The sequence below is a fragment of the Candidatus Poriferisodalis sp. genome (assembly GCF_965203655.1).
Classification (GTDB): Bacteria; Actinomycetota; Acidimicrobiia; order Acidimicrobiales; family Poriferisodalaceae; genus Poriferisodalis.
On record NZ_CBDBDD010000008.1, the window covers coordinates 233,664 to 256,189 of the forward strand.

General features: G+C 68.4%; 25 protein-coding genes. 12 read left to right on the forward strand and 13 right to left on the reverse strand.

Going from position 1 to position 22,526, the window contains the following annotated elements; translation table 11 throughout:
- Positions 1–9 precede the first annotated feature (9 nt).
- Both ACOGW9_RS09665 and ACOGW9_RS09670 read left to right on the forward strand, forming a co-directional pair.
- Positions 10–1,005, forward strand: coding sequence for a helix-turn-helix transcriptional regulator (locus ACOGW9_RS09665; RefSeq protein ID WP_419910677.1), 996 nt, complete (start codon positions 10–12; stop codon positions 1,003–1,005).
- Positions 1,002–1,964 carry a helix-turn-helix transcriptional regulator gene (locus ACOGW9_RS09670; protein ID WP_419910679.1) on the forward strand — a complete coding sequence of 321 codons (963 nt, stop codon included), beginning with the start codon at positions 1,002–1,004 and terminating at the stop codon, positions 1,962–1,964. Before ACOGW9_RS09665 ends, ACOGW9_RS09670 begins: the two co-directional genes overlap by 4 nt.
- Before the next feature lie 10 nt (positions 1,965–1,974).
- On the opposite strand, the gene ACOGW9_RS09675 is transcribed toward ACOGW9_RS09670, so the two are convergent.
- Positions 1,975–2,781: an endonuclease/exonuclease/phosphatase family protein gene (locus ACOGW9_RS09675; RefSeq protein ID WP_419910681.1), complete on the reverse strand. Its 807-nt coding sequence runs from the start codon at positions 2,779–2,781 to the stop codon at positions 1,975–1,977.
- A gap of 77 nt (positions 2,782–2,858) precedes the next feature.
- Here ACOGW9_RS09675 and ACOGW9_RS09680 point away from each other — a divergent pair, with 77 nt between their 5' ends.
- Positions 2,859–3,590 (forward strand): alanyl-tRNA editing protein, encoded by a 732-nt coding sequence (locus tag ACOGW9_RS09680; protein ID WP_419910683.1) that lies wholly within the window; start codon positions 2,859–2,861, stop codon positions 3,588–3,590.
- A gap of 49 nt (positions 3,591–3,639) precedes the next feature.
- Positions 3,640–5,298 carry a DNA-methyltransferase gene (locus ACOGW9_RS09685; RefSeq protein ID WP_419910685.1) on the forward strand — a complete coding sequence of 553 codons (1,659 nt, stop codon included), beginning with the start codon at positions 3,640–3,642 and terminating at the stop codon, positions 5,296–5,298.
- A gap of 3 nt (positions 5,299–5,301) precedes the next feature.
- On the opposite strand, the gene ACOGW9_RS09690 is transcribed toward ACOGW9_RS09685, so the two are convergent.
- The 4 genes from ACOGW9_RS09690 to ACOGW9_RS09705 are packed head-to-tail and all read right to left on the reverse strand — an operon-like array spanning position 5,302 to position 7,232.
- The gene (locus tag ACOGW9_RS09690) at positions 5,302–6,060 is read right to left on the reverse strand and encodes a PIG-L deacetylase family protein (RefSeq protein ID WP_419910687.1); all 759 of its coding nucleotides are present in this window, start codon (positions 6,058–6,060) and stop codon (positions 5,302–5,304) included.
- On the reverse strand, positions 6,032–6,649 hold the full coding sequence (gene cofC / locus ACOGW9_RS09695; RefSeq protein ID WP_419910689.1) for a 2-phospho-L-lactate guanylyltransferase: 618 nt from the start codon (positions 6,647–6,649) through the stop codon (positions 6,032–6,034). Before cofC ends, ACOGW9_RS09690 begins: the two co-directional genes overlap by 29 nt.
- A gap of 21 nt (positions 6,650–6,670) precedes the next feature.
- Entirely contained in the window at positions 6,671–7,018 is a 348-nt protein-coding gene (locus ACOGW9_RS09700; protein WP_419910691.1) for a type II toxin-antitoxin system VapC family toxin, read from the reverse strand.
- The gene (locus ACOGW9_RS09705) at positions 7,011–7,232 is read right to left on the reverse strand and encodes a CopG family transcriptional regulator (protein ID WP_419910693.1); all 222 of its coding nucleotides are present in this window, start codon (positions 7,230–7,232) and stop codon (positions 7,011–7,013) included. The genes ACOGW9_RS09700 and ACOGW9_RS09705 overlap by 8 nt, the downstream gene beginning before the upstream one ends.
- 74 nt (positions 7,233–7,306) lie before the next feature.
- Between ACOGW9_RS09705 and ACOGW9_RS09710 the strand changes: the two genes are divergently transcribed.
- From ACOGW9_RS09710 to ACOGW9_RS09720, 3 genes are all read left to right on the forward strand, one after another.
- Positions 7,307–9,718 carry a hypothetical protein gene (locus ACOGW9_RS09710; protein WP_419910695.1) on the forward strand — a complete coding sequence of 804 codons (2,412 nt, stop codon included), beginning with the start codon at positions 7,307–7,309 and terminating at the stop codon, positions 9,716–9,718.
- A 52-nt stretch (positions 9,719–9,770) separates the two neighbouring features.
- Complete coding sequence (locus ACOGW9_RS09715; RefSeq protein WP_419910697.1) at positions 9,771–10,478, forward strand: ribonuclease HII; 708 nt, start codon at positions 9,771–9,773, stop codon at positions 10,476–10,478.
- 81 nt (positions 10,479–10,559) lie between these two features.
- Positions 10,560–11,453: a class I SAM-dependent methyltransferase gene (locus ACOGW9_RS09720; protein ID WP_419910699.1), complete on the forward strand. Its 894-nt coding sequence runs from the start codon at positions 10,560–10,562 to the stop codon at positions 11,451–11,453.
- Positions 11,454–11,469: 16 nt separating this feature from the next.
- On the opposite strand, the gene ACOGW9_RS09725 is transcribed toward ACOGW9_RS09720, so the two are convergent.
- The 4 genes from ACOGW9_RS09725 to ACOGW9_RS09740 form a co-directional block, all read right to left on the reverse strand.
- A complete protein-coding gene (locus ACOGW9_RS09725; protein WP_419910701.1) occupies positions 11,470–13,290 on the reverse strand; it encodes a nitrite/sulfite reductase in 1,821 nt (606 codons plus the stop codon).
- Positions 13,287–14,063: a uroporphyrinogen-III C-methyltransferase gene (gene cobA, locus ACOGW9_RS09730; protein WP_419910703.1), complete on the reverse strand. Its 777-nt coding sequence runs from the start codon at positions 14,061–14,063 to the stop codon at positions 13,287–13,289. Before cobA ends, ACOGW9_RS09725 begins: the two co-directional genes overlap by 4 nt.
- Positions 14,060–14,707 carry a precorrin-2 dehydrogenase/sirohydrochlorin ferrochelatase family protein gene (locus ACOGW9_RS09735; protein WP_419910705.1) on the reverse strand — a complete coding sequence of 216 codons (648 nt, stop codon included), beginning with the start codon at positions 14,705–14,707 and terminating at the stop codon, positions 14,060–14,062. The genes cobA and ACOGW9_RS09735 overlap by 4 nt, the downstream gene beginning before the upstream one ends.
- Positions 14,708–14,867: 160 nt before the next feature.
- Positions 14,868–16,046 carry a trans-sulfuration enzyme family protein gene (locus ACOGW9_RS09740; protein WP_419910707.1) on the reverse strand — a complete coding sequence of 393 codons (1,179 nt, stop codon included), beginning with the start codon at positions 16,044–16,046 and terminating at the stop codon, positions 14,868–14,870.
- 174 nt (positions 16,047–16,220) lie between these two features.
- Here ACOGW9_RS09740 and ACOGW9_RS09745 point away from each other — a divergent pair, with 174 nt between their 5' ends.
- Together ACOGW9_RS09745 and ACOGW9_RS09750 are read left to right on the forward strand one after the other, a co-directional pair.
- Entirely contained in the window at positions 16,221–16,424 is a 204-nt protein-coding gene (locus ACOGW9_RS09745) for a hypothetical protein (protein ID WP_419910709.1), read from the forward strand.
- A complete protein-coding gene (locus ACOGW9_RS09750) occupies positions 16,421–16,810 on the forward strand; it encodes a type II toxin-antitoxin system death-on-curing family toxin (protein ID WP_419910711.1) in 390 nt (129 codons plus the stop codon). Before ACOGW9_RS09745 ends, ACOGW9_RS09750 begins: the two co-directional genes overlap by 4 nt.
- A gap of 8 nt (positions 16,811–16,818) precedes the next feature.
- Here ACOGW9_RS09750 and ACOGW9_RS09755 read toward each other — a convergent pair whose 3' ends face one another.
- Positions 16,819–17,142, reverse strand: coding sequence for a type II toxin-antitoxin system PemK/MazF family toxin (locus ACOGW9_RS09755; RefSeq protein ID WP_419910713.1), 324 nt, complete (start codon positions 17,140–17,142; stop codon positions 16,819–16,821).
- Complete coding sequence (locus ACOGW9_RS09760; protein ID WP_419910715.1) at positions 17,136–17,381, reverse strand: ribbon-helix-helix protein, CopG family; 246 nt, start codon at positions 17,379–17,381, stop codon at positions 17,136–17,138. Before ACOGW9_RS09760 ends, ACOGW9_RS09755 begins: the two co-directional genes overlap by 7 nt.
- Before the next feature lie 154 nt (positions 17,382–17,535).
- Between ACOGW9_RS09760 and ACOGW9_RS09765 the strand changes: the two genes are divergently transcribed.
- Complete coding sequence (locus tag ACOGW9_RS09765; protein WP_419910717.1) at positions 17,536–18,789, forward strand: sulfotransferase family protein; 1,254 nt, start codon at positions 17,536–17,538, stop codon at positions 18,787–18,789.
- A 13-nt stretch (positions 18,790–18,802) separates the two neighbouring features.
- A complete protein-coding gene (locus ACOGW9_RS09770) occupies positions 18,803–19,927 on the forward strand; it encodes a DUF1214 domain-containing protein (protein ID WP_419910719.1) in 1,125 nt (374 codons plus the stop codon).
- A gap of 48 nt (positions 19,928–19,975) precedes the next feature.
- Here ACOGW9_RS09770 and ACOGW9_RS09775 read toward each other — a convergent pair whose 3' ends face one another.
- Both ACOGW9_RS09775 and ACOGW9_RS09780 read right to left on the reverse strand, forming a co-directional pair.
- A complete protein-coding gene (locus ACOGW9_RS09775) occupies positions 19,976–20,827 on the reverse strand; it encodes an LLM class F420-dependent oxidoreductase (protein WP_419910721.1) in 852 nt (283 codons plus the stop codon).
- Positions 20,828–20,837: 10 nt separating this feature from the next.
- A complete protein-coding gene (locus ACOGW9_RS09780; RefSeq protein ID WP_419910723.1) occupies positions 20,838–22,121 on the reverse strand; it encodes an acyl-CoA dehydrogenase family protein in 1,284 nt (427 codons plus the stop codon).
- 86 nt (positions 22,122–22,207) lie between these two features.
- Here ACOGW9_RS09780 and ACOGW9_RS09785 point away from each other — a divergent pair, with 86 nt between their 5' ends.
- Positions 22,208–22,498 carry a hypothetical protein gene (locus tag ACOGW9_RS09785; protein ID WP_419910725.1) on the forward strand — a complete coding sequence of 97 codons (291 nt, stop codon included), beginning with the start codon at positions 22,208–22,210 and terminating at the stop codon, positions 22,496–22,498.
- Positions 22,499–22,526 lie beyond the last annotated feature (28 nt).

Below are 22,526 nucleotides of genomic sequence, written 5' to 3' on the forward strand. Positions count from 1 at the left end.
CTCCCGAGCGTGGCAGCGGCACCACGCCCGGACGCAACCGAGCGCGTGATGGAACTGATGATGTACCTGCTCGCTCGCGACGTGCCCAAGACCCGCGAGGAAATCTGGCGCGACACCGGCCTGTACGCCCTCGAAGGAACCACTGACCGGCGAGCGCTGGAGAGCGCCCGGACCTCCTTCGAGCGGGACAAGGCGCTGATCCGCAACCTCGGCGTGCGGATCACCGAGGCAATCACCCACGACGGCGCCACCTCCTACACGATCCGGCGCCAGGACTACTTCCTGCCTGACCTGCAGCTCACACTCGACGAGCAGCATGCGCTTCGTTTCGCCGCGGCGCGGGTGGACATCGGCGAGACGTGGGATCTCGAGGCCGTCGCCAAGCTGGCGAGCGCCGACGTGCCGGCACAAGCGCCCGAGCCACGCCCTGCCGACGCAGAAGTGGCGCTCGAGACCGCCGCCGCAAGCCAGAGCGCGACCAGCACCCTGCTGCCGGCACTGGCAGCAGCCGCCGCCGAGCGGGCGACCGTCCGGTTCGCCTACGGCGGGCGCACGCGAGACACCCAGCCGCTCGGCCTGCTCTGCCGCGCCGGCTTCTGGTATTTCGCCGCCGTCGAGGACGGCACACCCAAGACGTTCCGGGTCGACCGCATCGAGGGCGACGCACGGGTCGGGGAGCGGGGCGCCTTCGAGCGGTCCGAGATCGACGTCGCCGGCTTGCTGCCGGCGGAGCCGATGGAGATCAACTTCGGCGATGATCTCCTGGCCCGGGTGCGAATCGACGCCACCATGGCCCAGCAGCCCACGGCAGAACGAGGACGGGTCGTCGCCCGGCACGATGACGGCTCGGTTACCGTCGAAGCGAGGGTCCGCAACCGGGCAGCGTTTCGCACCTGGCTGCTGGACATGGGCTGCCATGCGGTCATGGAGTCGCCGCCAGAGCTGGTGGCCGACATCACCAGATGGCTGCACGCCCTGGCCGCCGATTCTGAGGCAGCGTCATGAGGACCGGCGCCTCAGCGAAGATCGAGCGTCTGCTGGCCATCATCCCGTGGGTGGTCGAGCGGGGCGGCGCCACCGTGGGCGACATCGCGGAGCGATTCGAGATGCGGCCGGGCGCGGTCTACGACCTGCTGCTCGCAGCGATGTGCTACGAGATCGTGGGTGCCAGCGCCTACGAGAACCTCGGCATCGTCGTCTTCGGCGACGAGCACGATGCCGGCGAGGCGTGGGTGCATGTTGAGCCTGGAGCGATGCTTGACCGGCCCCTCAACCTGTCGGTGCCGCAGGCATTTGGCATCTTGGTGGCCGGGCAGTCCGCGCTGGCTCTGCGCGGCGCCGACCGCTCGGGTGCGCTGGCGACCGCGCTCGACAAGCTGCGCGCGGCCTACGGCGAGCGAGTGCGGGTCTCGGTGGACTTGCCCGTGCCGCGCAGCCTGCCGACGCTGCGCGAAGCCCTGCGCGTCGGCACCACTGTGAGCATCCACTACTACACGCCGAACAGCGACGAGACCTCCGAGCGCCGGGTGGACCCGCTGGAGATCTCGCTGGCCGACGGCCACTGGTACCTGCGGGGCTGGTGCCACCTGCGTCAGGATCTGCGCTCCTTCCGGGTTGACCGCATCGAGGCGTGCGACGACACGGGCGAGTCGCACGGCCGCGACCCCGGCGCAAGCGACGCGACGGCAATTGCACCGGCCGAGGCCGATGAGACCACCGATGTGGTGCTGTCGATTCCCCGCGACGACCTGTGGCGGGTGGAGGCGTACCCGTCCCGTGAGGTACGCGACGACGGCGACCGGTGCATCGTGACCTACGCGATCCGCAGCCCGTACGTGCTCAGCCAGATGCTGCTGCGTCTCGGCGCCGACACGCACGTCGTCAACGCAGCGGAGCTGCCTCCCGAGCTGGCGAACGCCGGCAGCACCGTCGCCGCGTCGATCTTGGAGCTCTACGAAACCTGACGCCAGCGGATCAGTCGATGAGGTCGACCACGAGGCCGTAGTGATCTGATGCCACCACGCCGCTGACGGGTGCGGTGCCGACGAGCTGGATCGACTTGATGTTGCCGTGAGGCACACGGCGTGGCGTCGACACGAACAGGTAGTCGATGCGGCGGTTCGGCCACATGGCCTGTGACAGGTACGGGTTCTGGCCGCACCACGTGTGGCCCGGCCCGTCGCCGGCCTGTGCCCAGGCATCGCTCCAGACCAACCCGGGCACCGGTGGGGGACGCTCGCCGGTCAGCAGGCGGATCTCCTCGGAGCCGGGGACGGCGTTGAAGTCGCCGGCCAGGACGATCGGGAAGCCCTCGGGATCGTGATGAGGCGCTGCCAGTTCGCACAGCGTGTCCACCTGTGCCTGGCGGATCTCGCTGAGGTGGAAGCGGTGCTCGAGGTGGGTGCAGATGACGGTCATCTCGCCGTCGCCGCGGGCGACTCGGGCCACGACCGCCGTCCGGTGCCCCGACTGCTGGCCCTCGGGCGACGAGGGGTCCCCTACAGCCAGCGAGTGCGAGCTGGATTCGATGATCGGCGTGCGGCTCAGGATGGCGTTGCTGAACGACAGTCCCCGCCGTCCGAAGCGCGGGTGGTGTGCGACGCTCATGCCCAGCGCGTCGCCGAGCAGGTCGGCCTGGTTCGGGCCGTCACGCTCCGCCCAGATCTCCTGGCAGCACACGATGTCGGCGCCGAGCTCGGCGAGCGTGGCGGCGATGGCCTCGTGGCGGGCCTGCCAGTTGTCGCCGAAGCGCCACCACAGGTTCCAGGTCACGATCCGCACGGCGTCACCGTAACGGCCGCCATCCCCGCCGAGCCGACTGACCGATGCGCGGGCCGGGCGACGTATCGTCTGCGGCGATGAGCGCCGACGAGAACTCCGACCAGATCTACCTGCGCGATGCGTACCAGCAGACTGTCGAGGCGACGGTGGTTGCCGTGCGTGACGATGCGGTTGCGCTCGACCAGACGGTCTTCTATGCCACTGGTGGCGGGCAGCCCCATGACACCGGCACGCTCGCCGACCAGGGCGGCAGCATCTGGCAGGTGCACAACGTCCGCAAGGAAGGCGATCTCATCTGGCACTGGGTGGACGGCCAGCCTCCGCCGGAGGGAACTGAGGTCACCGGCACGGTCGACTGGGATCGCCGCCTGCAGCTCATGCGCACCCACACGGCGCTGCACATCCTGTGCGGGGTCATCTGGAACGAGTGGGGCGTGCTGGTGACCGGCGGGAACATGGAGCCACTGGCCGCCCGCATGGACTTCGAGTTCAGCCCGCTGCCCGAGGGCTTCGCGGCTCGGGTCACCGAGCTGGTGAACTCCGAGATCGCCGCGGATCGGCCTATCGAGGTGAGCTTCCTGGAACGCTCGGTGGCGCTCGCCGATCCCGAGCTGATCCGCACCAAGGTCAACCTGATCCCCGAGTGGGTGACTGACATCCGGGTGGTGGACATCGTGGGGCTCGACCGCCAGGCCGACGGGGGCACCCATGTGGCGTCGACCGGCGCCGTGGGCCGCTTCGAGATCACCAAGACCGAGTCGAAGGGCAAGGGCAACAAGCGCGTCCGCATGGTGCTCCACGACGCCTGACAGCGGCCCGCTCTTGGCGGGCGCGCGTCTGTTCGGTATCTTGGAACAAATGACTCCCCGGGAGCGGCTGGGCGGAACGCGCTTGGCCACGCCGTCCGCTCGCCGCACGGCGACGTCCCGATTCGGAGCCTCCCGGCGCGAGGGCCACGATGCGTCGGCGTTCTACGCCCGCTTCACCCCGCCCGTCCTGTCCGATGACGACACGGTGACTCGGGGGCCCGACATCGACCCTGAGCTGGCCGAACGCCTCGGCGACGGCTGCATCTGTGCCGACGCCCGGCAGATGACTGCGCTTCCAGATGCCTCTGTGGCGCTGGTGGTCACCTCACCGCCGTACTTCGTGGGCAAGTCGTACGAAGATGCTCTCGCCGCCGGTTCCGACAGCCGCATCCCCAACAGCTACTTCGATTACCTCGACATGCTGCGAGACGTCTTCGCAGAGTGTGTGCGGGTGCTCGAGCTGGGCGGTCGCATCGCTGTCAACGTGGCGAACCTGGGCCGCAAGCCGTATCGCAGCCTGTCGGGCGATGTGGCGAAGATCTTCGAGGAGCTTGGCCTGCTGTTGCGCGGCGAGATCGTGTGGCAGAAGAGCAAGGGATCGAGCGGGTCGTGCGCGTGGGGGTCGTTCCGCAGCCCGTCCAACCCGACGCTGCGTGACACCACCGAGCGCATCGTGATCGCCAGCAAGGGCAGATTTGATCGGGCGCGTTCGGCATCACAGCGCCAGGACGAGGGCCTGCCGCATCGCAGCAGCCTGTCCACCGACGAGTTCATGGAAGCCACGATCGACGTGTGGGACATGGGGCCCGAGAGCGCCCAGCGGGTGCAGCATCCGGCGCCGTTCCCGCTGGAGCTGCCCCGGCGTCTGATCGACCTGTACACCTACGAGAACGACCTCGTGCTTGACCCGTTCATGGGCTCGGGCACGACGCTGGTCGCAAGCGTGCTGTGCGGCCGCTGGCCCGTGGGCTACGACCTGAACCCGGATTACGTGGACTTGGCCCGCGCACGCGTGGCAGCCGCTGCCTCGGCTTCGCCTGAAGGGCCGCACCACGCCGCGCAGCCGCCGCTGTTCGAGCCGAGTGCGGTTCCTCCACGGGCGCGAACGGCGCCGGCGATGCCGGATGCCCGCGCATCCGGCATCGCCAAGCCAGCGGCTCTCCCTGAGTCGAGTGTCTCGACATCGGAAGCGATCGCTGACTCGATGACCGCCGATGCATTCGTGCGCCAAGCGGTGGATGCCGGTCGCAAGGCCCACGACATTGCCAGCGAACTGCTCGAAGCATCGGGCTTCGAGATCGTGCGCAGCCCCGCCACGGTGCGCGGGTCGGGGGTGAAGTTCAGCTTCTTGGTGGCCGACCGGGCGAACCGCGAATGGTGGATAGACGTGGCAGGGGCGTTCACGACCGTGCGGCCGGGGCTGCTGCGAGCCGAGACGCTGTGGAAGGCGCTCGCGCGAGCGTCGGTGCTGGCCTCGGCGCAACCTGACCCGGAACGGCGACGGTTGCTGCTGCTGACACCGCACCTGCCCCGCGTGGGGAGCGAGGGCGATCGTGCCTTGCGAACGCTCGGCCCGGCGACAGTTCTCGACGTCATCGAACTGTTCGACGACGCAGCCGCTGCACGGCTCGCGAGCTACGCGGATGGCGCTGTGCCCCCGTTGGCGGGGTTCTGGAGCGACAGCGAGATCGACGCCGCGTTCCAGTGATGCTCAGACGGCGTCGATGCGCTTGAACAGCTCGGCGTAGGCGAGACCGGCCTGCTGGCCGCTGGCCGCTGCGACGGCGTCCACCCAGTCGGCGAAGCGCTGCACCTGGGCGGGGTCGTCAGGGTCGGTGATGTCGTGGGTGGTGACGAATTGGGTGCGGTGGCACAGCAGTGCCTCGGTCTTGGCGGCAGTCCAGCCATCGACGTTCTCCGCGTGGTCGGGCTCATCGGCCTCGAACAGCAGCAGTTCGTCGGGGCGGTGGGGCGCCAGGTCCTGCTCAGGAAAGAAGAACGGGTCGCGTGCGGCGACCACGCCCTCGACAGCCAGCAGTCCCGCATGGCGATGATCGGGATGGAGTCGGTAGCGCTTCCATGGGTCATGGCCCAGCACGACGGCGGGTCGCAGCTCGCGGATGACCTGCGCAACCTGCGCACGCGTCGCGAGGTCGCTGTCGAGCTCGCCGTCGACGTAACCGCCGAAGCGCACCTCGCCGGTGGCGCCGAGCGCAGCAGCAGCGGCACGTTGCTCGTCCTGGCGGGTTCGCACCAGCGCCGCCTGGTCGCACTCAGGGTCCCATGTGCCCTTCGAGCCGTCGGTGCAGATGAAGTGGTGCACCACCGCGCCGGCAGCCGCCCACTTGGACAGCGTCGCCCCGCAGTCGAACTCGGCATCGTCGGGGTGCGCGGCGATGACGAGCGCCGACGCCGGCACCGGCAGGTCAATCGAGAAGCCCTCAGCGCCCATCAGCAGTTGCAGACTCAATCAAGCCCGCTGCGTCGAGGTCGTCAGGCGTATCGATGTCGAACTCCAGGTCGGCAATTCTCCGCACCCGCAGGTCGAGGCCGCGGCGCAGGGCTTCGGTGCAATGTGCCCTGAACGAGCCGGGTCCGTAGTGAAACTCGAAGCCGGTGCCGAGCGGCAGCGCCATCACATTGGTGCCGTCGAGGTGCCGATCTGGGACGATGGTCACGGTGCCGGTCTCGGCGAGGCCCGCGAGCGTCTGCGCATGTGGCAGGTCCGCATGCGCGACGACAACGTGTCCGGATCCGTCAACGTCGAGATCGAAGTCCGATTCGAGGGCGGCGACTGCCGCGCTGATCGCCGGGTTCAGGCCGTCGGCATCGATCCACAGCACCTCGGCGCCGACCGCACGAGCCCAGTCGGCGACCTCGTCGTTGTCGCAGACGACTCGGACGGGGAGCGACCCGGCGGCTTTGACGACCTGGCTCGCCATGGTGCGCGCCAGCTCGTGGCGTTCGGTGTCGCTCAGGCGATCCGCGAGGCGGCCCTTGGCAAGCCGGAAGCCCTTGACGGGAATGAGCACGGTCGGCGTGACGCTCGTTGCAGTCACCCGCGGCGAGTGTATGACCGCTCAGAAGCTTGAGCGCGTTCGCAGCCCACGGACGCGGGCGAAGTCCGATTGGTTGCGTGTCACCAAACCCAGTCGATGTTCGAGAGCTGTGGCGGCGATGAGCGCATCCGGCAGCCGCACGCCGGATTCGCGCCTGATGCGGCCGGCGCGTTCGGCAATGTCTCTGCTCACGGGCAATTCCCGCAGCGGATCCAAGAGTTCAGTCACGATGGCCGTCGCGCTCGTGCCCGCGAAGAGCTCGGCACGGGTGACTACCGAGTAGTGAAGCCGGTGACGGCCGCTGGTCAATGCTCGGTGTCCGCGCAGATGGTCGATGAAGATGTCGGTGTCGACGAGCAGGTCAGCCACGCTGCCATTCGTCTCGCGAGGGGGCCTCGATATCGGTCACGGCACCGAATGTACGCGAGAAGCTCTCAGATGCATCGGGGATATATGACGAGAAGTAGGCGTCGAGTGCCCTGCGGACGATCTCGGCCAGCGTGACGCCCTCGATGCCTGCGAGTTCGTCGATACGTTGACGTTGCTGCTCGGTGAGGTACACCTGCGTTCGCGTCGCGGACATACAGCACAACATACAGCGTCGATGATGTGCCCGGTGCGCGTCGACTGGAGGCGTCGCTTTGCTAGGACAGAACGGTGCTGACAGAGCCGCCTGAGGGGTGGGTGCGACCGTGGTGGGCTGAGCGGCAGCTCGACCCGGGATCGGCGGCCTATGCGCCGGAGCCCAGCAGGGTCCGCTACTGGCTCGACGCTCATCAGGTCGTGGACACTGTGCTGGCGAACACGGTGGGCCGCTCATGGACGACGGTCGGGCTGCCGGAGACGTTCGACCGGGCCGCAGTAGATCCCCGGGGGTTGGTGGTGCTGGGCGACTGGTCGCTGGACTGGTGGGTGCGTGCCGGTGAGGAGTGGGTCTTCCCGTCGCGGGCGGCTGCGGCGCGGCAGCGGTTGGTGGACGGGATGCCGGTGGTCGAGTCCGTGCTGCGTGTCGGCGGTGGTGATGTGATGCAGCGGGTTGCTGCGGCCCGGGGCGCTTCGGTTCGGCTCGATGATGTCCAGCGGCACGTCAAGCAGCAGCGCGGCAAGCAATCGGCGGGCGACGGCACGAGCGCCGTTCCCGAAGTGTTCGTGGTGGAGATCACCAACCGCACGCCTGCGCCTGTGGCGGTAGCGCTCGTGGCCCGACCGTGCCACCTGGGTGCGTTCCAGCATGAGGACGACGAGATCTGGGAGTGGTCGAACGCGTGGGGCATCGACAAGATCACCGTCGACGGTCGGGTGATGACGCTCGATGATGGTCATCACCATCTGGTGAACCGTGCAGCCGTGATCTTCGATCGCTCACCGGGTGACGTAGTTGTCGGCCTTGACGGGGTTGATTGCGCTTCCGTGCTGGTGGAAGCCGGCGAACAGGCCACCACAGGTCAGCCAAGTTCGGTATCGGTCAGCATCGGGGGCGGTTCGTCAATCCCGGATAGTGCGTCGACGCCGCGACCAGAGCCGGCATCGACGCCGCAACCCGAGCGGGCTCCGGTTTCGGTTCGGTGCCCGCAGCACCTTGCCAATGCGGCCGCAGTCTTCCCGCTGGTTGCCGGAGCGACGCTGCGCGCTGCAGTCGTGGGGCGCGGTTCAGCCTTCGAGTGGGACGACGCCGGCAGTCCCGCGCTCGGCGCTGCCGTGCTCGATGCGGTTCCCGCTGTGGACCGGGTCGCCAACGGCTGGCGTCGCCGAGTCGATGCGGGCTGCCGTCTCGAACTGCCCGGCGGCCGGCTGGCGGACGCTGCGCTAGCGGCACGCTCGGCGCAACTGCTCTCGACGGCGCCGTGCGATGACGGCCCCGGCGTTGTCGGCCCGATGCTGGCCCCGGCGGTGCACACCGATGCACAGTTCGCTGGCGACGACCTCGTGCAGCTGTTGGCGCTGGTGGAGTCGGGCGTGCCCGAGCAGGTCCGCGATCTCCTGTTGCGCCAGGCCCAGGGGCAGGATTTCTCGGGCGTCACCACCAGCATGGGCATCTCGGTGACGGGCACCTCGCTCGTGCTGGCCGAGCAGCTGCTGTCGCTGCATCCCGACCCGGCGTTTGCTGAGGCCATCTCAGAGTTCGTGACATCGGCAGCACGGTGGTTGCTGCGGGGAAGAAAGGAGCTGCAGGAAGAGCCTTGGGCTATCCGCGAAGGGCTGCGTGCTGGGTACCGGATGCTGCTGCGGCTCGGCGTTGAACGTGCGGCGATCGCCTTGCAGCGCGAGGCGATGGCGATGCCCGAGGCACTGCGGGTTGACGTAGGTGCTACTGCGTCCCCGTCCTTCTACCGCGATCGATTGGGGCGCCTGCCGTGGGAAGCATCGTGGGACGAGACGCCGGCACCGGCGAGCCAGCGTTGGGAATGGCTGTCGCACGACACCGGGCTGTGGATCCATGCTGCGGTGCCGTGGGCACCGCCGTTGCCGTTCGTGGGAGCCGAGCCAGCCGACGGTACGCCTGCGGATTTCGTGAACGACACCGCCGCGTCGTGCGGTCACGACATGGTGGCCACCGCGCTGCTGGCCTTCGCGGAGGCTCGACCAGCGCCGGGACGCGCCTTCGAGCGGCTCGAGGCACTGGTCTCGGTGGCATCGCCGACGCTGAACTGGCCGACCTTCATGCATCCGGGGCTGCGCACCGGCACCAACGGGATGGGACACGACCTCATGGTCGGCGGTCTGTTCGTGCGAACGCTGCTGCGGCTGCTGGTCGACGTGCCCGACGGCGATGCGACCAGTACTGGGGGAGACGGCCGCGACGCTCCGAGCTTGCGGCTCGCTGCGCACTGGCCGGCGGGCTGGCTGGGTCAGCAGGTCGAAGTGCACAACGTGCCGACGTGGATCGGCCCGGTGTCCTGGGCTGTCCGCTGGCACGGCGAGCGGCCGGCACTGCTGTGGGAGGTCGTGCCCCATCGTCCCGACAGCGCAGCGCCGACCCTCAGTGCGCCCGGTCTCGATCCCTCGTTCACGGCCACGGGCTGGCGTGGCGAGGCGCTGCTTGCGCCACCACTGGTCCCACCCGCCTAGCGACGCCGCGAATCACGCTGGCGGGCAGAGGCACCGCACTAGGTTCGCTTCCATGACGGCCCGGCCGAGTCTCGCCTTCGAGCGGCAGTGCTGGGAGGCCGGCGAGGCGACGGTTGTCGGCGTGGATGAGGTGGGTCGCGGCGCTTGGGCAGGTCCGCTGACCGTGGGTGCCGTGGTGGTGTCGACCCGCGGGCGGGTCAACGGCATACGCGACTCTAAGGAGCTGCGACCCGACGCGCGCGACGAGCTGTTCGACCGCATCGGCAGTTGGGCCCGGGCGTGGTCTGTAGGTCATGCCACCGCCGGCGAGTGCGATGAACTCGGCATGACCGAAGCGCTGCGGCTGGCAACATGGCGGGCTCTTGAGGCGCTCCCCGCCGAACCCGACCGGGTGCTGGTCGACGGCAAGTTCAACTTCGTGGACTGGCGTCCCAGCAGGGCGCTGGTGCAGGGCGATCGGCGCTGCCTGTCGATCGCAGCGGCGTCGGTCATGGCCAAGGTGGTGCGCGACCGGATCATGTCCGAGCTGGCGGGCGATTTCCCGCCGTACGGCTTCGACTCCAACAAGGGCTACCCGGCCCCGGTTCACCGGGCGGCGCTGGCAACGCACGGTCCGTGCGCCCTCCACCGGCTGAGTTGGTCGTTTGCCGACGCACTGCCCGACGCAGAGCCGGTGCCGAACTCCGGGCACTGCGACACCGAGACGGCGCTGGCGACCTACGCCCGGGTGCAGTCCGGCGCCGACGTGACCCTGTTCTGAGCACTCGCTTCGGCACCTGCGTCCACCGGACGCGGCCGGTGCAGGCTGCTAGAAGAAGGCAGCCTCCGAGAGGGACGACCGATGAGCGCGAATGACGATCCCAACGCGGACCAGCGGGAGTTCTGGCGCACTGCCGACGTCTGGGTGGAGCAACAGGAGCGTCTCGACAGGCAGCTCGGACACATCGGCCTGGCGGCGATGAACGTCGCCGAGCAGCTCCCGTCGGGGGCGCATGTGCTCGATGTGGGCTGCGGCTGCGGCCAGACGTCGCTGCAGTGGAGCGAACGGGTGAGCGGGTCGGTGCTGGGTGTCGACATCAGCGACCTGCTCATCGGGGTGGCGCGGCGCCGTGCAACCGGGCACGCCGCCGAGCAGCCCGCTGCAGCGCCCATCAGCTTCGCCGTGGCAGACGCGCAGACTGCCGACATCGAGGCGCTGGCGGCAGCAACCCCAGCCATCGGCGGCAGCTTCGGCGGCTTCGACCTGGTCTATTCCCGCATGGGCGTGATGTTCTTCGCCAACCCGGTGGCTGCGTTCGCCAATCTGCGTGCCGCGACGCGGCCTGGCGGCAGGCTCTCGTTTGTCTGCTGGCAGACGCCCCGGCAGAACCCGTGGCTGATTACCGTCAACAAGGCGGTGCTGGAGATCGTGGAGATGCCCGAAGGCGGTCCGGCTGCGAACCCGTTCGCGTTCGCCGATCCAGATCATGTGCGGGGAGTCCTCGGGGGAGCGGGCTGGGACGGCATCGAGCTCGAGCCCCACGACACCGAGATGGTCTTCAGCAGCGCGGGCACGCTCGACGAGACCGTGGACTTCGCCATGGACCTGGGCATCGCTCGACGGGCGCTGAAGGGTCAGCCGCCCGAGATTCATGCGCGGGTGCGCGACGCCATCGCCGCCGTGCTGGAACCGCACCAGACATCCGACGGCGTCGTCTTCCCGGCTGCGTTCTGGATCGTGTCCGCCCGCAATTGAGGACGGACGGGCGAACTCAGAGGCACTCGGACTCGCCGACGGCGACCGTGAAGGGGCCCGTCTCGTTGTAGTCGGCGAAGTGCGCCTCGGTGTCAAAGCGATCGAGGTCAGCCAGGCCGTGCGCCACCGCTGCCGCGCCGCCTGCTCGCTCGAGCCAGGCCGCGAACGTCTCGCCTGCATCCCGCTCTCCCACGTAGCGGTCGACGATTCGCACGACCGCCGCGGGTGCATTCTTCGCGGGCAGTCGCAGCGCCCGGGCCCCAAATCTGATCTGCTCCTGGCCGACATGGCCGCCGAGCAGCAGTTGGTATCCGGGAGCCGACTTGGCATCGACCCGCCGCTCGATGCCGAAAAAGCCGATGTCCGAGACATGGTGCTGGCCGCAGCTGTTCATGCAGCCCGAGATGTTGATGCGCAGCCCTGGGACTTCGGCCAGTCCAGCCTCTTCGAGCGCATCGGTGATCGCATCGGCCAGACCCCTCGACTGGGTCACTGCCAGGCTGCAGGTATCGGCACCTGGGCAGGCCACTACATCGCGCAGCAGTTCGGCACCCGCGGATGCCATGCCGATCTCGGCGAGTCGGCGATAGAGCTCCCCGAGCTGATGCTCTTGCAGGTCTCTGAAGACGAGGTTCTGACGATTCGTCAGCCGCACGCTGGCTCCGAGGGCGCGCTGGGCGCCTGCCAGAGCGCGGAACTGCGCCGCGGTGATGTCGCCGAGGGGGGCGTGCGCGTAGGCAGAGACCGTGCCGTTGGCGGTGCCGCGCACCACGTTGGCCCGCACCCAGTCGGCGTAGGGGCTCGCGCCGTCGACCGGGCGGCGTGCAGCGATGGTCACCGGGACCGATGCAGCGCCGTGACCCACGAGAGTAACGCCGTCCGGTGCCCGGCCCGCCGGCTCGTCGCCTTCGAGCACGACAGCATGGGGAAGCCCGCCGGGCCAGCTTGTCGACGCAATCAGCGTTCGGCGGATGCCGAACACCCGGCGCCGGACCTCGTCGATCCCCAGCGTGTCCACGAGCCATTTCATGCGAGCGCGGAGCCGGTTGTCACGGTTGCCCGCTTGGTCGAAGACCCGCAGGATCGACTCGATCGTCGGCAGCAGCTCTTCGCGTGGCGTGAAGTCCTCCAATGCCAGCGCGGCATGCGGGTTGGCGCCGAGGCCTCCGGCCACATACACCCGAAATCCGGCCCGCGGCTCGCCGTGCTCGTCCGTGGCGACGACCGCGACGACGCCGACGTCGTTGAACATGGCCTGGCCGCAGTCGGTGTCGCAGCCCGAGAAGTTGATCTTGAACTTTCGAGGAAGCCGCTGGGCGATGGGGTTGCGCACGAAGTGCTCGTACGCGGCCTCGGCCCACGGCGAGATGTCCAGAACCTCATAGGGGCACGCGCCGGCCAGATGGCAGCCGCCGATGTTGCGCACCGTGTCCCCGCACGCCTCCCGGGTCGTGAGGCCCACGCTCGCGAGCAGCCGCAGCACGTCGCTGATCTGGTCGAGTTGCACGTAGTGCATCTGCAGGTTCTGGCGGGTGGTGATGTGCGCCCAGCCGCGGCTGTAGTGCTCGGCGAGGTAGCCGATCATTTCGAGCTGCTCAGGCTGGATCGACCCGTACGGCACCTTGATGCGCACCATCTGGTTGTGTCCGCCTTGGCGCTGGCCGTAGACACCGTTGGTCAGCCGATACGTCTTGTAGACGTCGGGGTCGATGCGGCCGTCGAGATACTGCTGGGTGGTCGACTCCCATTTGACGATGTCAGCCAGGAACGGTTCGGCGAGGTCGGTGTCGCGTGGAATGGGCCGCGGGCGAGCGGCTGGTCGGTCGACGATGGTCATGCTGTGCCTCCGAGAGCGCCGTGGCGGGTGCTGCCGTGGTGGACGGTGAGATGGTCGCCGTGCCACACCGGCAACCCTTCGAAGCTCGCGACATCGCCGATCACGATGGTCGCCGGGGCGGGAATCTGGACCTGTCCGAGCCTCCCGAGGGTGGTGCGCTGCACCTGCTGGCATGCCGTCGTGGCTGAGCCGATCACCGCGGCCGGCTCATCGGGCGATCGGCCGCCTGCGATCAGTGCCGTGGCGATGTGGGGCGCCAATCGCACCCCCATGAGCACCACCAGCGTGTGATCGATCTGGGCGAGCGAGAGCCAGTCCACGCCCGCTGCGTCGTGGGCGCTGGTGGCGGTCACGACGGTGAATCCGTTCGAGAGGCCTCGATGCGTCAGCGGGATGCCGGCGGCAGCGGCAGCGGCAGTGGCGCTCGACAGGCCGGGCACGACTTCTGTGCGATGGCCGGCGTCGAGCAGCGCGCGGGTTTCTTCAGCTCCGCGGCCGAACACATAGGGATCGCCGCCCTTGAGCCGCACAACGGCCTCGTAGTGGGCCGCGTAATGGAGCAGCAGCGCGTTGAGGTCGGCCTGGGCACGACGCGGACCGCCTGGTCGCTTGCCGACATCGACCAGCAGCGTTCGAGGGGGAACGAGATCGAGCACGCCTGTTCCGACGAGCCGGTCATGGATCACGACATCGGCTTGTTGGAGCAGTCGTGCTGCCCGCACCGTGAGCAGATCCGGGTCGCCGGGTCCAGCGCCGACCAGGTACACCGTCATGGGAGCACCGCTGTGTGCGCTTGCCCTGTGCCGTCGGCGGCGGAATCGAGGCCGAGCGCTGTGCGCAAGCGCTGCTGTGCCCAGGCGTTGTTGCCGGCCCGGACGGCGTCGAGGAGGCCGTCGTCGAGCGCTTCCTGCCAGCCCGGATGCTCCGACGATCCCGTCGCTGCGCGCAGTTCGGCCCGGGAGGCGCTCAGGAGCCGAGCGAGTTCGGCCGTGCCATCGTCGAGTTCGCGCTGGAAACGGCCACGCAGCCACGACGCCAGCGCAGGAGTCGTGCCTTCGGTGCAGATCGAGACCGACAGCGGGCCTCGTCGCGCGACGGCAGGCAGGATGAACGAGCAGTGGTCGATGTCGTCGGCCGAGTTGACCCAGACGCCGCTCGCCTCGCCGTCGGCAAACACTTGCGCATCCACTTCGGAGGCGCCCGTGCATGTGAACGCCAGCCGGTAGCCCGCAACTTCGCCTTGCTGGTAGGGCCGGCGGTGCCATCGAACGTCGTCTCGCTCGGCGATCGCGGGGACGGCGGTCGGCGCGACGACGGTGACTGCCGCACCCGCGGGCACCAAGCGCTCGACTTTGCGGGCGGCCACGCTGCCCGCGCCGACCACCAGCACGCGACGACCGCGAAGGTCGAGGTGCACAGGGTAGGAGAGTCCCTCGGCAAGGGACGCTGCAGGCGTTGGCACGGGTGATGACATATGCGAGAGGCATATTATCGATAAATATGATCGGTTTAGTCAGGAATTAAGACGCGGCGGGTCTGGCTGGCCTCGCATCGGCCCCGAAAACCGGCGATGGACGTCAGGACCCGGTGTGGGCGGCCTGCAGCGCCGAGCAGATGTCGGCAGTCACGTCGTCGGGATGCTCGAGTCCCATCGACAGCCTGATCATCCCCTCGCTGATGCCAATTGCCGCACGCTGAGCGGGCTCGAGCTGGGCATGGGTCATCGACGCGGGGTGGTTGACGAGCGTCTCGGGACCGCCCAGCGACGGCGCCAAGCGGGCCAGGCGCAGCGCTTGAGTGAATGCGCAGGCGGCGTCGTAGCCCCCGAGGAGCTCGAAGGTGACGCAGCCGCCGCCCGAAGCCATCTGCCGGGCTGCGAGTGCACGCTGGGGGTGGTCGTCGAGTCCGGGGTAGAACACCTCGGCGACGGCGGGGTGAGCGCTGAGCGTGCTGGCAACCGCAAGCGCATTCGCGCACTGGCGCTCCATGCGCACCCCGAGGGTCTTGAGACCGCGCAGCGCATTCCAGCTGTCGAACGCCGACGCCGAGCTGCCCTGCACCACCGCATAGCCCCACAGTTCGTTGACCAGTGTCTTCTCGCCGGCGATCACCCCGAGGGTGGCGTCGTTGTGGCCCGACAGCGCTTTGGTGGCCGAGTGCACGACGAGGTCCGCTCCGTAGTCCAAGGGGCGCTGAATGAGCGGCGTTGCCATGGTGGAGTCGATCACGGTGATCGGGCCGGCGATCGAACCCAGCGCCTCAAGGTCGGCCAGTGCGAGCGTCGGATTGCTGGGCGTCTCGACGAAGACCAGCGTGGTGCGGCCCGGTTCGATTGCGCCCAGCCATGCGTCGGTGTCGTCCACATCCACGAAGGTGACGTCGATGCCGAATCGCGGGCAGACCTGGTTGAACAGCTGCAGCGTGCCCGAGAACAGCTGCCGCTGGGTGATCACATGGCTGCCTTGCGAGCACATCCCGAGCACCACCGTCGAGATGGCGCCCATGCCGCTGGAACTGCAGATAGCTGCCTCGGCGCCCTCGAGTTCGGCTACGGCGTCGGCGAACGCCTGCACCGTGGGGTTGCCGTACCTCCCGTAGAAGTCGGTGACACGGGGGCGTACGGCTCTGCGCGCGGCATCCGTCGCGTCCGCGGCCTCGAATGCTGTGGACGGCTCGAGTGCGGGCGCCAGCCCGTCGTCCGCGCTGCGGCCTGCGATCAGAGCCGCCGTCTCGGGATGGTCGGCGCGTCGGTTCATCGCTGTCTCCTGAAGAACGACAGCTGCGTCATGGAAGGGCAGGATGCCAGCGGGATGCTTGCTCGCTGATCGGGAACGGCGAGGCAGGTCCACAGGCTATGCAGTCATCCACTGCCTCGATACTCAGGCGAAGCAGCAGTGTGCGAGTGATACCGATTTGATACCATCCCATCCATGGCGATGACGCTCAGATTGACCGATGACGAGCAAGAAGCACTGCGGCGTCGGGCCGAGCTCGACGGCACCTCCATGCAGGAGGCCGCTCGCCGTGCCGTGCGCGAGTACGTGGCCAAGGCGGAGCATCGCGACCGTGTCGCAGTTGCAGCCGACCTCGTTATGGATCGTCACGCCGACGCGCTGCGGCGTCTAGGCGAGTGAACGAGACGTTCGAGTACCTCGACACCGAAGACCTCGTCGAGTTGGCCCGCCGGCTGCTCGGCGACCCACCGCCGATACGGGACATCGGCCTCTTGGGCGCCGCGGCAGCACGGCCCCAGGCCTCCGCGTACGGCGAGAACGCCTATCCCGACGTGTGGTCCAAGGCTGGCGCGCTGCTGCACTCGGTGGTCAACAACCACCCGCTCGTCGACGGCAACAAGCGTCTCGGCTGGCTGGCCATAGCAGTCTTCCTGGAACTCAACAACGCCAGCGTGCGCACTGCCAGTAACGACGCCGTCTACGACCTCGTCATGACCGTCGCCGAGGGCGACATCGCCGTCTACGACATCGCAACCGCCCTAAGCGCCATGGGTGGCCGCGTGTGACCGGTAGATCAGTAGGCGATGTCGAGGGAGTAGCGGAGGGCTTGGTCGAGCTGCGCTCGCTTGACTATGCCGAGCCGGCCGACGGGATCGGCGTCGAGGCGGGTGATCGGCACTGTGAGGATGTTGTCGCAGCTGACGACGGACCGCTGTGGCAGTCCTTCTTCTGTGCCGATTTCCACCTCAGAGCGGATGCCCCGTTTCGTGCGTGTGATGGGAGCGCACACCACGGCTGTCAGCACTGAGGCCGCGGCGTCCCTCGTCAACACGACGACGGGTCGCCGGCCGCCTGGTTCGCCCAGATCGCCCCAGTAGATCTCGTTGCGGGCTACCACCGGGGTGCTGTCTCGGCTGCCAGCCGCGTTGCTGCCTCGACGAGTGCTGGATCCTGGGGCTGACGACGGTATGCAGCGACCAGCTCGGCATCGGCGGCGGCCAGGTCTGCAGCATCAATGACCGCTCGTGCGCCTCGGCGGAGCAGCGCTGACCTGCTGGTTCCCTCGGCAGTAGCGATCTCCGCGAGGCGCTCGATGAGTTCGTCGTCGAGTTGGACGAGCACTTCGCGTCGAGCCATGACCATATGGTATGGCATATGTCCCGGACTCGGCGACGCTGGCAAACGGCGTCTCGGAACAACCACGCTGGCACCGTAACGAGCGCAGACCGAGCCATTCCAACGGTTTTCCTGCTGACTCGCTGAGCGGGGTGCTGGTACGTTGACCGGCGGTATGTCAGAGAACACAGACGCACTTCCGACCATGGGTGAGCGGTACACCCGGCCTGACTGGGTGCGGCGCATCAACCTCATGGGCGACTCGATCGGGGGGCGTCCCCAGGACTTGGTGCCCATTGACGCCGGTGAGCTGCTGAAGCTGGCCACGGCCTCGCTTGGCGGCATGCCTGCTGGCAACCTGGGCGACCCCGACTGGCAGCAGCGCTTCGAGTCGCTGGCCGCCGATCTGGATAGCTCGCCCATGCACGTGCTCGGCCGGCTGATGACCAAGCAGGAGCTGCTGCGCTCGCTGCGCACTCGGATGCTGCTCACCGCTGCCATCGACGCGACTCCGCAGATCACCGCCGAGCCCGTGCGTGCCCCGGTGATGATCGCCGGCCCCGCCCGCTCGGGCACCTCGATCCTGTTCGAACTGCTGGGGCTGCATCCCGACCTGCGAGCCCCGATCGGCGCTGAGGCGCTGCACCCGGTGCCGCTGCCCGAGGCCGGCCTTGCGGATCGGCTCGAGATGGGGCAGAGCGAGCAGGAGTTCTGGGCCGACATACAGCCCGAGTTCCTGGCCATGCACGAGTTCCGGGCCGACCTGCCCGTGGAGTGCATCACCCTCACCACCGGCAGCTTCGCCGGGTTCCACTGGAGCATGATTGCTCCGCTGACAGGGTGGATCCCTGATCTGGCGGTCAACTACAGCTACGAGCGGCAGATCCTGCAGGTGCTCCAGCACGGCGCGGGCCCCACGCAATGGGTGCTCAAGACGCCCGGCCATCTCTTCGTGCTGCCGGACCTGTTCGCGGAGTTCGGCGACGCCTGGGTGATCCAGACTCACCGCGACCCGGCCCGCACCATGGCCTCCACGGCCAGCATCACCGCCATGGTCCACTGGATGCGCTTTACCGATGTGGACGCCGTCGGGAACGCCCAGTTCGTGCACGATGCATTCGCCTTCGCCCTCAACGACTCGGTGAATCTGCGAGCAAACGGCGTCGTGCCGGACGAGCGCTTCGTTGACGTGAGCTACACGCAGCTGGTGAGCGACCCCATCGGGGCGCTCGGCCCGGCCCTCGAACAGATGGGCCTGTCGATGACCGATGCCTACGCCACCGCAGTGCGGGACTACCTGGACCACAAGCCCAAGGGCAAGTACGGCGTGCATCGCTACCAGCCCGAAGACTGGGGCATGACCGCCGAGGGCATACGCGACGCCACTGCCCAGTACATCGAGCGATTCGACCTGCCCCCTGAGGGCTGAGCCGACCACAGCCATGGACCCGCTTCCCGAAACTGAGTCCCGCCGGGCGCTCGCTGAGCTGCTCGAGACGCTGCGTGACGCCGACGAGCGCTGGGTGTCGCCCGAGTGGAACCTGTACACCGCCGAGGACGCCGTCGAGGCGCACCGCGCCCTCTTGCACTACCTGCAATGGGGGCTGGTGGGGCTGTTCGAGCGCGACCCGTCCGCTCCCCGGTTCCAGCGCTTGGTGGCGCCGAGCCGCAAGCTGCTGGGCGACAACCCCGACACCATCTACTTCGAGGCCCCGGTGTCGGCCGACTATGCGTACCGCGTGACCGGCGAGACCAAGGGCGCCACCTACCTGTCGATCACCGTCGAGTCGAGCACCGGGTGGGGATCGATGGACAACCAGGTGCTCGGCGTGCTCAACGACACGACCCTGGACGTCGACGCCGACGGCCGCTTTGAGATCGTGCTCGGCGGCGAGCCCCGGCAGGGCAACTGGCTGGAGCTGCCGCCCGAAGAGGGAGCGATCATCAGCCGCCACTATTTCGAGGACACCACGCACGCAGCGACGAATCCCGCCCGGATCCCGGAAATGGATATCGAGGTCATCGACGGCACGCCCCCGCCCCCGCCCTCCGACGACTCGGTCAGCGCCGGCATCCGCCGCATTGCGGCAATGATCCGTGAGCTGACCGTGGATCGCGTGCCGATGGCCCACGGCGAGCCCCGCTCGTGGGTGTCGCTGGTGCCCAATGAGTTCCCGCCCCCTGGCCTTCCCGGCGACCTCGGCCTGTCGGCCATCGATGCCGCCTACGCCTTGGCGCCGTTCGTGATCGGGCCCGACGAGGCGCTGGTGATCCGGGGCCGCTGGCCCCGATGCCGCTACGCAAACATCAGCCTGTGGAACCGCCACCTGCAATCGCTCGACTACGCGAACCGCTCGATCTCGCTCAACCGTGCGCAGATGGTGGCCGACGATGACGGCCGCTTCACCGCCGTCATCGCCCACACCGATCCCGGCGTTCCCAACTGGCTCGACAGCGAGGGCCGTCCCTTCGGCATCGCCTTCTGGCGCTTCATGCTGCCCGAAGGAGACATCGAGACGCCCCAGGCTGAAGTCATCCCCCTCGCCGAGGTTCCGACCCGCCTTTGACGGCCGGTTCGCGGGTGCCCGCGAGCCGTCCCGATCGCCGGCGGGGTGTCAGTCGGCGAAGGCGTCCACGAGATGCTGGTTGCGGTCGACGTATCGCGCCAGACGGTCCTGACCATCGGGGGCGGCGAGGACGACCCTCTCGACGCCGAGTTCGCGGTACAGCTCCAGCTTCTCTGCGTCTGGGCTCGCGTAGCAGTACATCGAGATCGGGATGGCATCGGGATCGCGCCCCGCTGCCTCCACCGCAGTGCGGAACCGTTCCATGCCCACTCGTATGTCGCGGAAGCCGACATCGAGGGGGCACCAGCCGTCTGCGTACTCGGCGACATGGCGCATGCCGATGCGTCCTCGGCAGCCCACCAGCACCGGCGGCCCCGGCTGCTGAGCCGGCTTCGGGTACACCCACGCTGGCGCGAAGTTCACGAACTCGCCCGAGTACCCGACTTCGTGTTCAGCCCACAGCAGCCGCAGCGCGGCCACGGTCTCCCGCATGGCGTTGTAACGCAGCGCCCACGGCACGTTCGACACGTTTGCCAGTTCCTCCCGATTCCAGCCCACGCCGACGCCGAAGAGCAGGCGGCCGCCGGACACCTCGTCCAGTGTCGCCACGCTCTTGGCTAGGTCCAAGATCTCGTGTTCGAGCACGAGGCAGACGCCCATCGCCAGCTTGATCTTCGACGTCGCAGCCGCCGCGGTCGCCAGCGATACGAACGGGTCGCGCATGTGCCAGTAGAGCTCCGGCAGATCGCCCCCGTCGGGGTGAATCGTCTCCCGGCTGGCAGGGATGTGGCTGTGCTCGCCCACCCACAGCGAGTCGTAGCCCCGCTGTTCCGCCTCGACCGCCATGTCGGCAGTCGCAGGCCCGTAGTCGCTGTTGGTGGGAGCCAATCCGATCTTCATGCCGGGCGGCTCACTCGGCGCGCTGGGTGCCGACCTTCAGCTCCCGGAACGGGCTGGTGGTGTCGATGCCCGGCTCCTTGGGCAGCCCGAGCACGCGCTCGCCGACGATGTTGCGCATCACCTCGTCCGAGCCGCCGGCGATGCGCATCGCCGGGAAGCCCAGCACGAAGCCGGCCCACGAGAACGTGCCCCACTCGCCAGAGTCGACCACCAGCTTGGGGCCGATGGTGCCGGCCACGAACTCGGAGGTGGCGTTCATCTGGCGGATCAGCCCCATCTTCGACAGCGACATCTCGGGACCTGGGGTCTTGCCGGCACGCAGCGCGTCCATCGTGCGCTGGTTCGACCAGCCCAGCACTTTGCCGTGGGTGTAGATCTCGGCGAGCTTCTGGCGGGCCAGGGCGTCGTCGGCCATCCCGTAGTGGGCGGCCATGGCTGACAGCTTGGTGAAGCTGCCCCCGCCGGTGCCGCCGCCCGAGCCGCCGCCGATCGCCGCCCGCTCGTTCATGAGCGTGGTCAGCGCCACCCCCCAGCCCTGGTTCACCTCGCCGAGGCGATGCGAGTCGGGCACGCGCACGTCGGTGAAGTACACCTCGTTGAAGTTGGCCCCGCCGGTCATCTGCCGCAACGGGCGTACCTCCACGCCGGGGGCCTTCATGTCCACGAGGAAGCCGGTGAGGCCCTGGTGCTTGGGCAGGTCGAAATCGGATCGGGCGATCACCTCGCCGATGTCGGAATAGTGCGCGCCCGAGGTCCAGACCTTTTGGCCGTTGAGGATCCACTCCTCGCCGTCGCGCTCGGCCCGCATCTGCAGGCTGGCCAGGTCCGAACCGGCGCCCGGCTCGGAGAACAGCTGGCAGCCCACGATGTCGGCCCGGTACATCTGGGGCAGCACCTCGGCGGACACCTCAGGCTCGGCGTGGGCGAGGATGGTCGGCGCCACCATGCCCAGACCGATGCCGAAGAAGCCGCCGTCGGGCGTGTCGAACTGGCTCTCGAGCTGGCCCCAGACTCGCTCGAACTTGCGGGGCATGCCGCCGCCGCCCAACTCGGCCGGACCACTGATCCAGCCGAAGCCGGCGTCGTACTTGGCGGCCCGCCACTCCTTCGACGCCTCCAGCTCGGCGCGCTCGCGCTCGCGGTCGATCTCCTCGAAGAGCGCCGCGTTGTCGGGCCCCTCGCCCCAGACGAACTCGCGCCGCTCGGCTTTGCGCTTGGCGTTGGCCTCCAAGAATTCCAGCGCCTCAGCAGCAAACTGCTCCTCGGTGATCTCAGCGGTGTCGGCAGCGGCCATGTCGGGCTCCTGTTTCGCAAGAAAGCGGAATATCCGGGTTACGAGCAGCCCCAAGCTAGCGACTCATCTGTCTAGGCTCATCGGCCATGGGTCAGCCCGTCCGAGTAGCAGAGCGACCGTCGGCCGTCCGGCCGGGCACGGTCCAGTTCGAGACCAACCGTCCGCTGACCGGGGCGGGCCATCGCTACTACAACAGCGCGGAAGACGCCGCCAGCGCCGAGGATCCGGCCGATCTGCTGGCGTGGCGCCTGTTCCAGCGTGGCGGCGTCGACCACATTCACGTGTACGGCAACGTGGCCACGATCGACATCTCCCGCGGCCACACCTCCGACGGCATCACCGAGCTCATCGAAGAGCTGTTCGCCCACTACAGGTAACTCGTTACCTGTAGCGACAAGCACAGTC

Coding starts and splice junctions, on each gene's coding strand:
- ACOGW9_RS09670 (WP_419910679.1), top strand. CDS start 1,002: ATGAGGACCGGCGCCTCAGCGAAGATCGAGCGTCTGCTGGCCATCATC.
- ACOGW9_RS09680 (WP_419910683.1), top strand. CDS start 2,859: ATGAGCGCCGACGAGAACTCCGACCAGATCTACCTGCGCGATGCGTAC.
- ACOGW9_RS09685 (WP_419910685.1), top strand. CDS start 3,640: ATGACTCCCCGGGAGCGGCTGGGCGGAACGCGCTTGGCCACGCCGTCC.
- ACOGW9_RS09705 (WP_419910693.1), bottom strand. CDS start 7,232: ATGTCCGCGACGCGAACGCAGGTGTACCTCACCGAGCAGCAACGTCAA.
- ACOGW9_RS09715 (WP_419910697.1), top strand. CDS start 9,771: ATGACGGCCCGGCCGAGTCTCGCCTTCGAGCGGCAGTGCTGGGAGGCC.
- ACOGW9_RS09720 (WP_419910699.1), top strand. CDS start 10,560: ATGAGCGCGAATGACGATCCCAACGCGGACCAGCGGGAGTTCTGGCGC.
- ACOGW9_RS09725 (WP_419910701.1), bottom strand. CDS start 13,290: ATGACCATCGTCGACCGACCAGCCGCTCGCCCGCGGCCCATTCCACGC.
- cobA (WP_419910703.1), bottom strand. CDS start 14,063: ATGACGGTGTACCTGGTCGGCGCTGGACCCGGCGACCCGGATCTGCTC.
- ACOGW9_RS09740 (WP_419910707.1), bottom strand. CDS start 16,046: ATGAACCGACGCGCCGACCATCCCGAGACGGCGGCTCTGATCGCAGGC.
- ACOGW9_RS09745 (WP_419910709.1), top strand. CDS start 16,221: ATGGCGATGACGCTCAGATTGACCGATGACGAGCAAGAAGCACTGCGG.
- ACOGW9_RS09760 (WP_419910715.1), bottom strand. CDS start 17,381: ATGGCTCGACGCGAAGTGCTCGTCCAACTCGACGACGAACTCATCGAG.
- ACOGW9_RS09765 (WP_419910717.1), top strand. CDS start 17,536: ATGTCAGAGAACACAGACGCACTTCCGACCATGGGTGAGCGGTACACC.
- ACOGW9_RS09770 (WP_419910719.1), top strand. CDS start 18,803: ATGGACCCGCTTCCCGAAACTGAGTCCCGCCGGGCGCTCGCTGAGCTG.
- ACOGW9_RS09775 (WP_419910721.1), bottom strand. CDS start 20,827: ATGAAGATCGGATTGGCTCCCACCAACAGCGACTACGGGCCTGCGACT.
- ACOGW9_RS09780 (WP_419910723.1), bottom strand. CDS start 22,121: ATGGCCGCTGCCGACACCGCTGAGATCACCGAGGAGCAGTTTGCTGCT.
- ACOGW9_RS09785 (WP_419910725.1), top strand. CDS start 22,208: ATGGGTCAGCCCGTCCGAGTAGCAGAGCGACCGTCGGCCGTCCGGCCG.